The sequence below is a fragment of the Gemmiger formicilis genome, from assembly GCF_018784445.1.
Classification (GTDB): domain Bacteria; phylum Bacillota; class Clostridia; order Oscillospirales; family Ruminococcaceae; genus Gemmiger.
In genome coordinates this window covers 61,929-74,960 of sequence record NZ_WQOH01000010.1, presented here as the reverse complement: position 1 = coordinate 74,960, position 13,032 = coordinate 61,929, and the positions used below count along the sequence as shown (strand labels likewise).

The window sequence follows — 13,032 nt, the reverse complement described above, 5'->3', positions numbered from 1 at the left end:
GTGCTGTTACGAACATACCGTTCTGTGCCTGCCATCGCTGCTCTCCTTACATCAGTACAATGTAAGAATAGTATATCATGCTTTTCAATAAGAGCAAAGCCCATTTTCACGATTTCCCATACAAATGGACTTATCTCTCATCACGTTCATTTTCTTGTGTATCATGCTGATGTTCCTCTCCCATGCATTTAGCATACAATTCTGGCGTGCATTTGAGAGTAATCGGCTTCGGATATAGCTCAAGGAAAATCAGGGGTGAGTGATATTTTTTCTCATATTTTGTAATTTGACTATCCGTTAAACTTATCAGATCTTCGCCACCGTCTCCGCATATCAGAAACGGACCTGCGAAGAAATCCGTTGGACCATATAAGCGGTTCGGTGGTATCACCTCATTGCTTCCGCGCAGAAATGCACAACTACATAAACAAAAAAGCAGAGAGTCATCCGTAAGAGGATAACTCTCTGCTTTTTTGTAAAGCCTTTTCTGCACAAGTTTGGTGTCAATGTGGTGTCAAATCAGCCAAACGCGGTTGATAAAAGGCGTAGAATCAATGCTTTTTAGTCAATAGGCTTCATCGTGGGGATTACAACGATGAATAATTGTAAGTCTTTATTTCTTGATATTACTATACGCGGCAAGGATTATCTTTTGTCCTTTAATTTACATCTCTACATAAGCCTTTATCCGAATTGTATCGTTTGGCGTATGAAATGGCGTAAATGGCGTATGGCGTATTTGGCGTACACTTTGCTTTACTCTTCAGGTACTTTCCATTGTGCAAACTGACGGTCAAGGTTTTCAAATTCGGACTTTCGCAGTTCCTTGGTTACATCCGCGTAGATGTTCAAGGTTGTAGAAATATCCGAATGTCCCAGCGCATCTTGAATTACCTTGACGTTCACACCTGCTTCACACATCCGAGTTGTGAATGTATGCCGCAGAGTGTGACAACTGAAACGGGGAAGGAGAATGGTATTGTCAGGATTGTTTGTCAGCACTTCATCGTTACAGTCTCGGATAATGCGTCGGATTGCCTTGTTCAGCGTCCCCTGATGCTGGCATTCACCAAAACGGTTGACGAAGATGAAGTCCGTGTAACCGTCCACCGTTACCGTGCAATGAATCCCGGATTTTTCCTGATAGGCACGTTCCTTTTCAAAGGCTTCCTTCACGAAGTCCATCATCGGAACGGTACGAATGCCGGCTTTTGTTTTAGGCGAGTGGCAGTTGAAGTAGCAACCTTTCTTGCCTCCGTTGTTCTCACGGTGGTCGTAGTTGACGAGCGTGTGATTGACGGAAATCGTGCTTTCCTCAAAGTCAACATCACACCAACGCAGACCGGTGGCTTCTCCTACGCGCAAACCCGTTCCCAGCATAACCGCGAAAATCGGATACCAGTGCTGGTACTTCGGTGTTTTGGAAAGGTAGGACAACAGTAGATTCTGCTCCGGAACAGTAAGCGCTTTGCGGTGGGTGGTTTCAAATTGGTGCGCTTTTTTCAACTCCCGTAGAACATTGTCCGAAGGGTTGCTCCGCAGATAACAATCATCCACTGCCATGTCCAGCACTTGATGCAGAACCGTGTGTATACTGTCAATTGTAGAAATCTGCAAGCCGCGCTCATCTGCCAGTATATTATAAAATTGCTTCACGTCCGACTTTTTGAGCGCAGACACTTTCGACTTGCCGAAATCCGGCTCCACGAACTGCCGATAAAGATACAGATAGTTTTGAAAAGTGTTATCTTTCAGACCCCGTTTCACCTTTGCCCACAGAGTGAACACATCATTCAGGGTAACATACCGTGCTTCTGCCTTGATGCCTTCCAGCGAATCTCGCTGAATGTCGTTTTCCTTTTCCCGAAGTTCCTCCAAGGTTGCGGCATAAATAGAATGCCGCCTGCCATCCGGGGAAGTCCAACGGAAATCGTACTTGCCATCTTTACGCTGGGATTCACCTTTACGAAGAACGACACGCGCCTTGTCTTTACGTTTTGTATTTCGAGTTGTTGTCATAAGCGTTGTTCCTTTCCACATAGTAATGCAGAAAAGAGCGTTGTTCCGTATTTATAATACCACAAACCTATCATTTTCTGCAAGCTATTTTGACAACATTTTGGCTTTAAAGTGAAAACATTTTTTCTGTATATTCATCCAATTTGCGCCGCTTAATGAGTCGTTTCGACCCAACCCAAAGTACAAATTGACAATGCTCGTTATCGGTTAATGTCCTCAACTTGTTTATACCGATGCCGGAATAGGCTGCGGCTTCCTCAAGTGTAAGATTTGATTTCTCCCAAATGGGAACTTCTTTCATAGGCGTTACCTCCATTTTATTATACTTTTATAAGGAAATATATTCTTTGTGAATAAGTGTATATCAAAAAACGACGGTGGTATATACAAAAGCTGCGCGGATGTAATGCGGACACTATGCTTTTATCATGCAAAATCTCATCATCTTGACAGGGCAGATATTCTTGTGCTATACTCCACCTGTAAATGATTTTTGTGCCTTGCGCACACGTTGTTTAAGTTTGTAATTCGTGCCAGCAGCCATGTTCTGTCCGTTTTGGGCAGATGCTGCCGGCACTTTTCTTTTTATACGGGGTGGAAAACACTCAACCATAGCGAGAATGATCGTGGTTCACGGTTTGCCGTGAACATCAGGCATTGCCTGCGGTCGTTCTCGCTTTTTTATTTTGTTTCAAGGCCAATCGGCTTTGGAAAATACATTTTATATAGGAAAGGTGGAACACCAAATGAATGAACAGGCAAGACCCAAGGCAATCGCACGGCGCATCACGCGCCCGCGCAAGGCAAGACCCATCCCGCGCAATTTGCAGTATCGGCTGTACAATGTGCGCTCCCGGCCAAAGCGTCCCTATCGCCAGCGCGAGAGGAGGGGCTGAGGATGCCGGAGCACATACGGCGGGAACCCAAGGTGCTGGTCAGCACCGAAGCTCTTACCGAGCAGGAATGGCTGACGTACCGCAGGCAGGGGATAGGCGGCAGTGATGTCGCCGCAATCCTCGGCATTTCTCCGTTTCGTACCGCCCGCGACCTATATGACGACAAGCTGAACATTGCTTCGGCAGTCGATGATGCGGGCAACTGGGTAGCGCTGGAAATGGGGCATTTGCTGGAACCGCTGGTCGCGCAAATCTTCACCAAGAAAACCGGATTGGAAGTTTTCCAGATCAAGAAGATGTTCCAGCACCCGCAGTATCCCTTTATGCTAGCAGATGTGGACTACTTCGTCCGCCTGCCAAACGGAAAAATTGCGCTGCTGGAGATAAAAACGACCAACTACAACGCAAAAGACCACTGGTGGAAGGACGACGAGGAATATGTTCCCATCTATTACGAAACACAAGGGCGGCATTACATGGCCGTTATGGACATCGACGAAATCTTCTATTGCTGCCTCTACGGCAACAACGAGGACGAAGTCATCATTCGCCACCTGTACCGTGACCGGGAATACGAGCAGGAGATGATTTATCTGGAACGCGAGTTCTGGCACGACCACATCCTGACCCGCATCCCGCCGCCCTACACCGAGGACGGCAGCCTGATCCTAGAAAGTCTGCGCCGCCGTCTGGGTGCTGCCGACAAAACCATCCCGGCCATTCAGCTCGACAATGACCTGTCCGCCACCATGCTGCGATACCTCCGCCTACAGGAGCAAAAACAGCAGGTGGAAACGCGGGTCAAAACGCTGGACACAGAAATGCAGCGTCTGAAAGGCCAAATGGTTGCCAAACTGGGCGGCAGCTACATGGCGATGGGGGAGTACGGCGGTACACAGTACACCATCAGCTACAACCCCGTCAGCCGGACAGGCATCACGAAAGACAATCTCCAAAAGCTGAAGTTGCTGCACCCGGATATTTACGATGAATACGTCACAGTGTCGGAATCGCGGCGGTTCAGCATCAAGGCAAAGGCGGCAGACGAAGCCGCCTGACAAAGAAGGGAGCGTGCCTATGCACGACAGTGAACAGGAACACAGCGGCATCACCGGCTGCCGTGTCACCTACGAATCCACGATTTTTTACAATGAAGCAAACAAATTCTCCATCATCGTTGTCAAGACCAGTGACCCGCGCATCCCGCCGCAGGCTTGCAGCGGTCGCTACTACGGCGACCGTATGCTGCGCTTTACGGCGGTGGGGTACGAACTGCCCCGCACTAAGGCGGTAGAGCTGGAACTGGACGGCGAATGGGTGGAGAGCAAGTACGGCTATCAGCTGCAAGTCGAGCAGTGGCAAGAAATCGTTCCGCAGACAGCGGACGGACTGTTGGCGTATCTTGGTTCCGGGCTTATCAAGGGCATCGGCCCCAAGACGGCAGAGGATATTGTCGCCACGTTCGGCCCGGATACCTTGAATATCCTTGACAATGAGCCGGAGAAGCTGCTGCAAATCCGCGGCATCACCGAGGGCAAACTCAAGGACATTGAGGAATCCTACGCCGAGAGCCGCGTCCTGCGCAATCTTATGAGCCTTTTGGGACCGTTCAAAATCACGCCCGCCACGGCGCTGAAAATTTATCAGAACTTTGGTCCGGCGTGTGTGGACATCCTCAAAAAATGCCCGTATGATCTGTGCCAGATTTCCGGGTTCGGATTCAAGCGTGTGGACGGCATCGTCCGCAAGACGGATAACCGCCTGCACAGCGCCGAGCGCATCAAGGGCGCGGTGCTGTACACGTTGGAGGATGCCCGCAGTAAATCGGGGCATCTGTTTCTGCCATCGGAAGATTTAGTAAAAGAAACGCTGCTCTTGCTCAATGCACCAATTCCCATCCCGGAACAGCGCATCCGCGCCGAGGAAGTGCAGGAAACCCTGCGGCAGATGATTCTGCACGGCGCAGTGGTCGCCTACAAGCAGTACCTGTACAGCCCGCGCGTGTTTGGGCAGGAGGATGATACCGCCCGCATGATTGCCGCGCGGCTTGCCAACATCAGCGTGGCAGAGAACATTGAATCCGCGCTGGAATCGGTGCGCGAAAGCCTGGGTATCACGCTTTCCCAAAAGCAGGAGCAGGCGGTGCGCACGGCATTTCAGCATGGGCTGACGATTATCACCGGCTCACCCGGTACCGGCAAGACCACCGTGTTAAAGGCCATCATCGAGGTGTTCAAGAACCTGCACCCGAAAGGAAAGTTCGCCCTTATGGCTCCCACGGGTCGTGCCAGCCGCCGTATGGCGGAAAGCACCGGCGTAGACGAAGCCCGCACGCTGCACAGCGCACTGGGACTTGGCACCGGGGAAGAAGTGGGCGATGGCGAGCGCGTTCACTTTGTGGATGCCGCCCTCGTCATTGTGGACGAGTTTTCTATGGTGGATATGTGGCTGGCACAGCAGCTTTTCAAGCGTGTCGGTCAGCACACGCGGGTCGTTCTTGTAGGTGACCCGAACCAGCTGCCCAGTGTGGGCGCCGGTAACGTGTTCTACGAGCTGATCCACAGCGGAATGGTGCCTGTCACGGTGCTGGATTGGATTTTCCGCCAGTCGAAAGACGGATTGATTGCCCACAACGCAAAGTTTATCAACGAGGGCAACACCAAGCTGTACTACGGCAATGATTTTGTGTTTGTGGACAGCCCGACGCAAATCGAGACGGCGCGGCGCATCCAAGATATTTACTGCAAGGAAGCCGCCGAGCGCGGTATTGAGAATGTGCAGATCCTTTCGCCGTTCCGCGAGAAAGTCGAGGCAGCATCCGAGCAGCTTAACCGAGCCATCCGGGAACGGGTCAACCCGTTCCGTTCGACCGAGGAAGAAGTGAAGATTGGAAGCCGTATCTTCCGTGTCCATGACCGTGTTATGCAGACAAAGAACACCGAGAAAGTGTCCAACGGTGACCTCGGTTTTATTACCGGGATTACCACGAACAGCAAAGGCGAACGGCTCGTACAGATGGATTTTGGCGGCGACCGCAAGATGAACTACACGGCAGAACAACTGGCGCACGTTGACCTTGCTTACGCTACTACGATTCATAAGGCAATGGGCAGCGAGTTTGAAACGGTCATCATCCCCATCGTCAAAGCGCACTCAATTATGCTGTATCGTAATTTATTGTATACAGCCGTGACCCGCGCCAAGAAAAAAGTCATCCTTGTGGGGCATAAGCCGATTCTGTTTATGGCGGTTCACCGCGCCGACATCAGCAAGCGCAACACCATGCTTGGCGAGCGTATCCGCCTGTACTGCAAGGCCTACCACACCGAACGAAATGCACTGCCGGAACTGCAACAGGCCGGCTGAATACAAAATTGAAGGGAGAAATCACCCATGAAAGGGAATCAAGAACCTATGCTGTACACTACCAACGCCGCTGTGGCATCCTTAAACCATGTACCCGGCTTTGACCCGCTGAAATTCCTGCGCCGCACAACTTCCCGCAAAACCGGGGATGACGTGATGCGCCTTGACCTGCGGTACAAAAAGCTGTGGTTCCGGCTGGCTTGCCCCACGGGGCGGCTGAAGCTCAACGCCCTGCGCATCACCGAGAAGATGGCCATTTTTGAAGCCAAGGTCTACCGTGACCGCGAGGATGCCGAGCCGTTGAGCAGCTATGTTGCCAACTGCACGCTGGACGCAACGCCCGGTGGGCTGTATGTGGAGGCTGCGCAGGAAGAAGCGCTGGACACGGCGCTCTCCAATGCGGGCTTTGGCATCCAGTTTGCCGATGTGGGCAGTGAATCCGAGGAGTACGGCAGCGAAGTGCCGGTAGGTGCAAAAGCAGAGATTGCAAAGCCTGTTCAGGTAAAAACGGTAGCTGCCAAGCCGGTACAGACGAAAGCGGAAGTCACAGAATCTGTGCAGAAGCAGCCGGAGCCCGTGAAAGCTACCCCGCAGGAGTCTGCCAAGGCTGACCCGCTGGATGCCATCATGGCGGACGATATGCCCGTTCCCGAACAGACCACGGCAGAAGTTGTAAAAAAGCCTAAGACGGTTGTGCCAGAATCCGTGCAGTCTGCACAGACCCCGCCAGAACCGCCGCAGAATGTCATTGTGCTGGAACAGGAACCGCCCGCCACTGCATATACCCAAAGCAGCCCGGTGGAGGAGATCCGTCAGCAGATGACCTACGAGCAGGCGCAGAACGTCATCGTAGACTGCGGCACCTGCAAGGGCTGGACGCTGGCACAGGTCGCTGACCGCCGTGCCGCCAGCCTGCGCTGGTATGTGAAAGGCTATCAAGGAGAAAACAATATTCTCCGTGCAGCGGCTGCCATCATATGGGACAGCTTGCAGGAGAAGCAGGCGGGATAACAGGGAAGGAGGCCTTTTTGTATGACCTCATCTTCCGATACGTTTCCGTTTGGCATTGCCGATGTGGTAGAACTACTGGGCCTTACCGTCCGCCGCCGTCTGCCGTCGAGCCTGTACCTAAACTGCCCCTTTTGCGGGGATCAGCGGGGGCGGCTCAACGTCAACACAGACAAAAACGTCTGGCGCTGCAATCGCTGCGGCGCGGCGGGCGGTATGCTGGCACTGTATGCCCGCCATAACTGCACCGGCAATGCCGATGCCTACCGCGAGATATGCGAGGCACTGGGGCGGTACACACCCCGACCAAGAGTGAATGACTGCATCGGGGTAAAGCCGGGGCAAAATGCCCGTGCCGCCCCGCAGGAGATACACCAGACCTACTCGCTGCTGCTCTCCATGCTGCCGCTGACACCCACGCACAAAGCGCACTTGCTGTCACCGCGGCGTGGGCTGACCGAGGAACAGATTGCAAGGTTCGGGTTCAAATCGACCCCGCCTGCGTTTCTGTGCCGCAGTTATGCCGAGCGCTTGCGGCGGCATGGCTGCACCTTGCAGGGTGTGCCGGGCTTTTATCAAGACGATGCCGGGCGGTGGACGATCAACTTTGGCAGCCGCATGGCGGGCATTCTAGTACCGGCTGTCGGTATGGACGGTCTTATTTGCGGTATGCAGATACGGCTGGACACACCGCTGCGCCGCAGGGATGACCCGCCGGGCAAAAGCGGTGCCAAGTATATCTGGCTGTCGTCCGTAGGCAAGCCGCACGGCGTGACCTCCGGCAGCCCGCTGCATTTTGTGGGCGAGCCGTTTGCCAAGACCGTATATGTGACGGAAGGGCTGCTCAAAGCCGATATTGCCCACTGTCTGACAGGGCGTTCGTTCGTCGCGGTGGCAGGGGTGAACAGCTTGAACGGCTTGGAATCCGCACTGCGCTGCATGGCACAGAACGGCACCAAGCTGGTCGTGGAAGCCTATGACATGGACAAGTTAGAAAATGAATATGTGGCATCTGCCGCCGAAAAGGTTCAGCAGATTGCCCGCGTAGCCGGGCTGCAAAGCACAAGCCTTGTCTGGAATACTGCCTACAAGGGCATAGACGACTGGCAGCTTGCTTTGCGGCGGGAAGAAGCAAAAGAAAAAGTGGCCTGATGCCGCGCAAAGTTATGGCAGAGAGCTACCGTATGGAGGCTCTCTGCCTTTTTTAGAAAGGACAGAACAATGGGTATACTCTCTGAAATGGATATGATGAACCGCGATGCCGAGGATGATGCTTTCGAGGTGTCCTCGGACAGTGAAACCGTAGATTCTTTCAGCGAAGAATTTGAGCCGGTTGAACCCCCGAAGCCGGAACCGCAAGCGGAGGACGCGGAAGAAGCCCGCAAAAAGGCTAAATTTGATGCCGCCGAAGCCAAGCGCAAAGCCGAATGGGAGGCAAAACAGGCACAAAAGAAACTGCGGGAACAGCAGGAACTGGACCGCCTTGCAGCCATGTCGGATGACGACGTGATGCAGGCATCCATGAACCGCGTCTCGCAGGACACCGAGCGCCTGACCCGCCGCAACATGAAACTTTGCGTTATGGAGGATGTACAGACCGAGTGTCTGGCTGACCCTGCCTTTGCCCGGCTTGTGATGAACCCCAAGAAAAAGATGGTAAACTGCTTCCACTACATCAACCGCAAGGCGCGGGAGTATCTGGAACAGGAAATGAAAGACAACGATGAGAAGCCTATGGGCGGTGGTTTCGGCGGCGACGTGCCGGACGAACTCTGCTACCAGTGGGCGCGGGAATACTTCCGCGATGCCGATGCCAAGGAGGACGCTGAACTGGAAGAAAAGTTTATTTCCAAGACCTACACAGGGAAAGCGCCCAAGGCAGGCAAAAAGGAAAAGCCTAAAAAGGCAGCGCCCAAGCCTGCCCCGAAACCTGCGGACGAAGAACAGCTTACCTTTGGTGACTTCAGCACAGAGGAGGCAGCAGGATGAAACTGGACAAACGAGCCTGCCGCCATGCGGCCAATGTTCCGCTGCACATCAGCCTGAATGCCGGGGTGCTGTACACGGATCGGGTGAAATACCTTGTCACCGCCGCCGTCAAGCTGCTCGGCGGGCATAGGGTGCTGGCGGTTTACTTCTACGACTGTGAACGCCTGAAAGCAAATGACCGTATGCCGAAGTGGGTCGTGTTTCAGGGCAAGGATGACTTTGCCACGCTGGAACGCGATGCCGCAGGAAACGTCAAATGGCGGGATGCCATGCTGACAAATCTGACGGGTTATTATAGTGGGTCATTCCTGCCCGCTTGTGTGTTTTATAAAAAAACAGGATGTCATACGATTGCAAGGTACATCCATGTTGAAGCAAATCCGACATTAGTGCTGAAACAATTGGACAGGTATCAACAAGATATCCGTGACCGACAGGCGAAAATCCGCCGCTACAAGAGAGATGCTGTAGTTCGGGACAAAATGCGCCGTGTGCCGCAAACGCCCGCCAACCTGAAACGCTGGGCGGATAAGCACATTATGCCGCACTATTTGTTCTATAACTACAATAACGGTCGCTCAAAAACACAAGCCCGCTGCACCTATTGCGAGAAATTTTCCGTAATCGAAAGACCAAAAAACAACGATGTTTTGCGCTGTCCAAAGTGCGGACAGAAAGTCATAGCCAAGGCGCAGGGGAAAAGAGCCGCCTACCATGAGGATAGGGAAACCTGTCAGGTAATCCGGCAAATCAGCCCGCAGGAGCTTGTGGTGCGTATCTATAAACTGTACTGGTCTTATGCCAAAGGAAAGGATACCATCAGAAAATCCGCGTATGAAGTCATGCGCATATTTGTCCGCAGTGATAACGGCAAGGACGCAACCATGGAGCCGTACTATTATGACAGCGGGTATGACAGCGTGACCCACTGGCGGTACGGTTATCGTCCGGGAGCACTGTTCGGAATGGCGTGCTTCAGTTCGGAAGAAACCGGCACGGTATATCTTCCGGGGCTTGAAAAGGCCCTGCAAGGTACGCCTTGGGAATACTGCGCATTACGCCAATTTTACGAGCAGACGGGCATCCCGATGCAGGTCAGCTACTATCTGAAAATGTACTTGCAGCATCCGCTTCTGGTTGAACGACTGACGAAAGTGGGCTATAAGAACATTGTGTCAGACGTTGTATACCGCAATGGATTCAGTGATGCACTGGATGAAACGCAGACCAAGACACACCGCATCCTGCGCGTGCAAAAAGAAGATGTGTCTTTTCTGCGGGAGAAAAATGCAGACATGGCGATGCTGAAAAAGTATCAATCTTATGTGGCAATTAACCTGCGCGGCAGGAAGGAGCTATTTCAATGGAAAATCGACAACAAAGTGGCAGAAATTTCTACGGATGTGTTTCGGTATATGACGGCAGAAAAGTTCATGCACTACATGGAAGCTCAGCTTCCAATTTACTGCGATACGCGCCCGGCTAATAGGTATCGGGAACCGACAATGAAAACGCTGGTGACAATGTATGTGGATTATCTGCATATGTGCCGCAGGCAGGCTTATGACATGAAAGATAAGTCGGTATTATTTCCGAAAAACTGCGCAGCTGCGCATGACCGGGAGGCAGAACGTATTCAAAAAATCAACGACGCGCAGAAAAAGAAAGCGTTCTGTATGGCCTACGCGGGCTTTGCGCGAAAAGCAGCGCTTTCCAACAAAGAATTGCAAATTGTCTGCCCGAAACAAGCCAATGACCTCGTAGACGAAGGAAAGGCGCTGCACCACTGTGTCGGCGGCTATATTGACAGCGTGGCCGAAGGAAGAAGCCTGATCGTATTTGTCCGCCGCGTGGAAGAACCGAAGAAGCCGTATGTAACTGTGGAGGTACGCGACGGAAAAATCGCACAAATTCACGGTGACCATAACAGCGCACCGACAGAAGAAGTACAGAAATTTGTTGACCTGTGGAGCCGTAAGGTGCTGCCGATAGCTTTGCAGGTCGCGTAAGAAAGGAAGTGCTTACCTTATGAAGCAAATCGGAAATCTCGCCATCGTCTGCGCCCGGCGCAAGGATGTGACCCTGCGCATTGAGCAGGGGAGGGTGATGGTCTTGCTGGATGGCACCTATGCACCCACGGCATTTTTTACTGATTGGGATGACGATGATACCATCCTGTCGATAATTCACGAATTGAACTTCGGCCACTGTGCCCCCAAAAACCAATGAAAACCGAGGAATGGCAGGAAAAAGCCGCTTTCATCGATAAACTGCGGGAACTGACAGACCGCCTGAACCGCTGCCGCGCGGCGTATGAAGCCCATACGCCGTTGGTAAGCGATGAAGTTTATGATATCCTGTTCAGCGACTTGCAGACGCTGGAAAGTTGGTTGGGGTTAAGGATGAAGAACTCACCCACCAAGAAAGGCAATCATCTGGTATAAGACAGCCTTCAATCTATACGGTTTTGCCGCGCAGATTGGAGGCCTTTTTCGTGGCTGGAAATCAAGATGGATAAACTTGAACTTAATAACGTAATATGGTATAATTCTAACAAACAAATTGTAGGGGGCATCTTATGGCACCACAGAAAATAGCACAGCGTAAACGAGCAATGCGAGTGGCAGATGCTGTCAATAAAATTGAAGGAGTACCGGTTCGCAGCTATGCAATAGAGCTTTCAAACGCATGGAGTGAAGGCAAAATTACCGGGGCGCAGATGAAAGAGGCCCTTTTGAAAAGCCACATGGAGATGGCCCGTCGCGTGAAGTAATGCTATGAATGATATTTATCTTTATGAGGATGTGCCGGTACTAAAAAACAAGTTCGGCATCAAGGATGAAAAGACGCTGGATCTCGTGGAAGCTGAACAATCTCGCGCAAGCATGATGCTTCTGTATGAGCATGGCTTCCATGATTTTTCAAACCGCGGCGTAAAGAAGATTCACCGCACACTATTTGAAGATGTGTACGAATGGGCCGGAAACTATCGTGTCATCAATATTATAAAAAGAGAGCCTGTTCTTGCAGGACAAAGTGTATGGTATAGCAATGCGGAAGATATTCCGCATGACTTGAAATGTGCTTGGGATGAAATCCACCAAGTAGAATGGATCTCTTTGTCAAAAGAAGATTTCGCAAAAGAAATTGCGCATAAATTTCCGAAAATTTGGCGTGTGCATCCTTTTCGAGAGGGAAACACTCGAACCGTTGTAATGTTGATGACATTCTTTGTTGAGCATTACGGATATTATTTCGACCAAGAACTGTTGGCACAGAGCGCAGAATATGTCCGGGATGCACTGGTGATGGCGTGTTTGGATAATTACTCCGAGTATGAGTATCTGGAAAGAATCTTGCAAGATGCGATTTGCACTGAGCCAATTGCAGAAACAGTTGCAGAAGAACAACCAGCAAGCATATCCGAAAAATATCAAAAATACCAATCAAAGCACTACGAACCCACTCCCCATGAGTATGTGGAATATAAAACGAAAAACACCTATTCAAAAGACCCCATAGCAGGGAAAGCTTCAAAAAATGACGCCACTAGCGATCTGAATACAAAAAGTTAAAATTGCCTCCGACTCGCACCATATGTGTACAAGTCGGAGGCAATTATTTTTATACTTCTTTTATGGCTGTCGCTTTCACCAGCGGCATCATCGGAGACAAAGTTAGTTTTTCATGCTGGGAAGGATGATTTATCATATCAGTGGACGATTCGGCTTCTTCTACAAAAGTCAGCATAAAT

General features: G+C 51.4%; 13 protein-coding genes. 10 read left to right on the top strand and 3 right to left on the bottom strand.

Annotation, left to right across the window (positions count from 1 at the left end; all coding sequences use genetic code 11):
• Positions 1-130: 130 nt before the first annotated feature.
• The 3 genes from GPK89_RS16735 to GPK89_RS04160 form a co-directional block, all read right to left on the bottom strand.
• Positions 131-391: a DUF3846 domain-containing protein gene (locus tag GPK89_RS16735; protein WP_430750593.1), complete on the bottom strand. Its 261-nt coding sequence runs from the start codon at positions 389-391 to the stop codon at positions 131-133.
• A 365-nt stretch (positions 392-756) separates the two neighbouring features.
• Positions 757-2,019 (bottom strand): tyrosine-type recombinase/integrase, encoded by a 1,263-nt coding sequence (locus GPK89_RS04165; RefSeq protein WP_215691703.1) that lies wholly within the window; start codon positions 2,017-2,019, stop codon positions 757-759.
• Between the two features lie 106 nt (positions 2,020-2,125).
• A complete protein-coding gene (locus GPK89_RS04160; protein WP_078785504.1) occupies positions 2,126-2,320 on the bottom strand; it encodes an excisionase in 195 nt (64 codons plus the stop codon).
• A 597-nt stretch (positions 2,321-2,917) separates the two neighbouring features.
• Between GPK89_RS04160 and GPK89_RS04155 the strand changes: the two genes are divergently transcribed.
• The 10 genes from GPK89_RS04155 (at position 2,918) to GPK89_RS04110 (ending at position 12,853) form a co-directional block, all read left to right on the top strand.
• Positions 2,918-3,973 (top strand): YqaJ viral recombinase family protein, encoded by a 1,056-nt coding sequence (locus tag GPK89_RS04155; protein ID WP_215691702.1) that lies wholly within the window; start codon positions 2,918-2,920, stop codon positions 3,971-3,973.
• A gap of 19 nt (positions 3,974-3,992) precedes the next feature.
• A complete protein-coding gene (recD2, locus tag GPK89_RS04150; RefSeq protein WP_215691701.1) occupies positions 3,993-6,281 on the top strand; it encodes an SF1B family DNA helicase RecD2 in 2,289 nt (762 codons plus the stop codon).
• A 27-nt stretch (positions 6,282-6,308) separates the two neighbouring features.
• Positions 6,309-7,292, top strand: coding sequence for a hypothetical protein (locus GPK89_RS04145; protein WP_215691700.1), 984 nt, complete (start codon positions 6,309-6,311; stop codon positions 7,290-7,292).
• Positions 7,293-7,313: 21 nt separating this feature from the next.
• A complete protein-coding gene (locus GPK89_RS04140; RefSeq protein WP_215691699.1) occupies positions 7,314-8,441 on the top strand; it encodes a hypothetical protein in 1,128 nt (375 codons plus the stop codon).
• A gap of 69 nt (positions 8,442-8,510) precedes the next feature.
• Positions 8,511-9,278 (top strand): Cas9 inhibitor AcrIIA9 family protein, encoded by a 768-nt coding sequence (locus GPK89_RS04135; RefSeq protein WP_215691698.1) that lies wholly within the window; start codon positions 8,511-8,513, stop codon positions 9,276-9,278.
• The gene (locus GPK89_RS04130) at positions 9,275-11,287 is read left to right on the top strand and encodes a PcfJ domain-containing protein (RefSeq protein WP_215691697.1); all 2,013 of its coding nucleotides are present in this window, start codon (positions 9,275-9,277) and stop codon (positions 11,285-11,287) included. Before GPK89_RS04135 ends, GPK89_RS04130 begins: the two co-directional genes overlap by 4 nt.
• A gap of 19 nt (positions 11,288-11,306) precedes the next feature.
• A complete protein-coding gene (locus tag GPK89_RS04125; RefSeq protein WP_215691696.1) occupies positions 11,307-11,507 on the top strand; it encodes a hypothetical protein in 201 nt (66 codons plus the stop codon).
• On the top strand, positions 11,504-11,722 hold the full coding sequence (locus GPK89_RS04120) for a hypothetical protein (RefSeq protein ID WP_215691695.1): 219 nt from the start codon (positions 11,504-11,506) through the stop codon (positions 11,720-11,722). The genes GPK89_RS04125 and GPK89_RS04120 overlap by 4 nt, the downstream gene beginning before the upstream one ends.
• 134 nt (positions 11,723-11,856) lie before the next feature.
• Positions 11,857-12,051 carry a hypothetical protein gene (locus tag GPK89_RS04115; protein WP_177719233.1) on the top strand — a complete coding sequence of 65 codons (195 nt, stop codon included), beginning with the start codon at positions 11,857-11,859 and terminating at the stop codon, positions 12,049-12,051.
• A 4-nt stretch (positions 12,052-12,055) separates the two neighbouring features.
• On the top strand, positions 12,056-12,853 hold the full coding sequence (locus tag GPK89_RS04110) for a Fic/DOC family protein (RefSeq protein WP_215691694.1): 798 nt from the start codon (positions 12,056-12,058) through the stop codon (positions 12,851-12,853).
• Positions 12,854-13,032: the final 179 nt, after the last annotated feature.

Coding starts and splice junctions, on each gene's coding strand:
- GPK89_RS04165 (WP_215691703.1), bottom strand. CDS start 2,019: ATGACAACAACTCGAAATACAAAACGTAAAGACAAGGCGCGTGTCGTT.
- GPK89_RS04160 (WP_078785504.1), bottom strand. CDS start 2,320: ATGAAAGAAGTTCCCATTTGGGAGAAATCAAATCTTACACTTGAGGAA.
- GPK89_RS04155 (WP_215691702.1), top strand. CDS start 2,918: ATGCCGGAGCACATACGGCGGGAACCCAAGGTGCTGGTCAGCACCGAA.
- recD2 (WP_215691701.1), top strand. CDS start 3,993: ATGCACGACAGTGAACAGGAACACAGCGGCATCACCGGCTGCCGTGTC.
- GPK89_RS04145 (WP_215691700.1), top strand. CDS start 6,309: ATGAAAGGGAATCAAGAACCTATGCTGTACACTACCAACGCCGCTGTG.
- GPK89_RS04140 (WP_215691699.1), top strand. CDS start 7,314: ATGACCTCATCTTCCGATACGTTTCCGTTTGGCATTGCCGATGTGGTA.
- GPK89_RS04135 (WP_215691698.1), top strand. CDS start 8,511: ATGGGTATACTCTCTGAAATGGATATGATGAACCGCGATGCCGAGGAT.
- GPK89_RS04130 (WP_215691697.1), top strand. CDS start 9,275: ATGAAACTGGACAAACGAGCCTGCCGCCATGCGGCCAATGTTCCGCTG.
- GPK89_RS04125 (WP_215691696.1), top strand. CDS start 11,307: ATGAAGCAAATCGGAAATCTCGCCATCGTCTGCGCCCGGCGCAAGGAT.
- GPK89_RS04120 (WP_215691695.1), top strand. CDS start 11,504: ATGAAAACCGAGGAATGGCAGGAAAAAGCCGCTTTCATCGATAAACTG.
- GPK89_RS04115 (WP_177719233.1), top strand. CDS start 11,857: ATGGCACCACAGAAAATAGCACAGCGTAAACGAGCAATGCGAGTGGCA.
- GPK89_RS04110 (WP_215691694.1), top strand. CDS start 12,056: ATGAATGATATTTATCTTTATGAGGATGTGCCGGTACTAAAAAACAAG.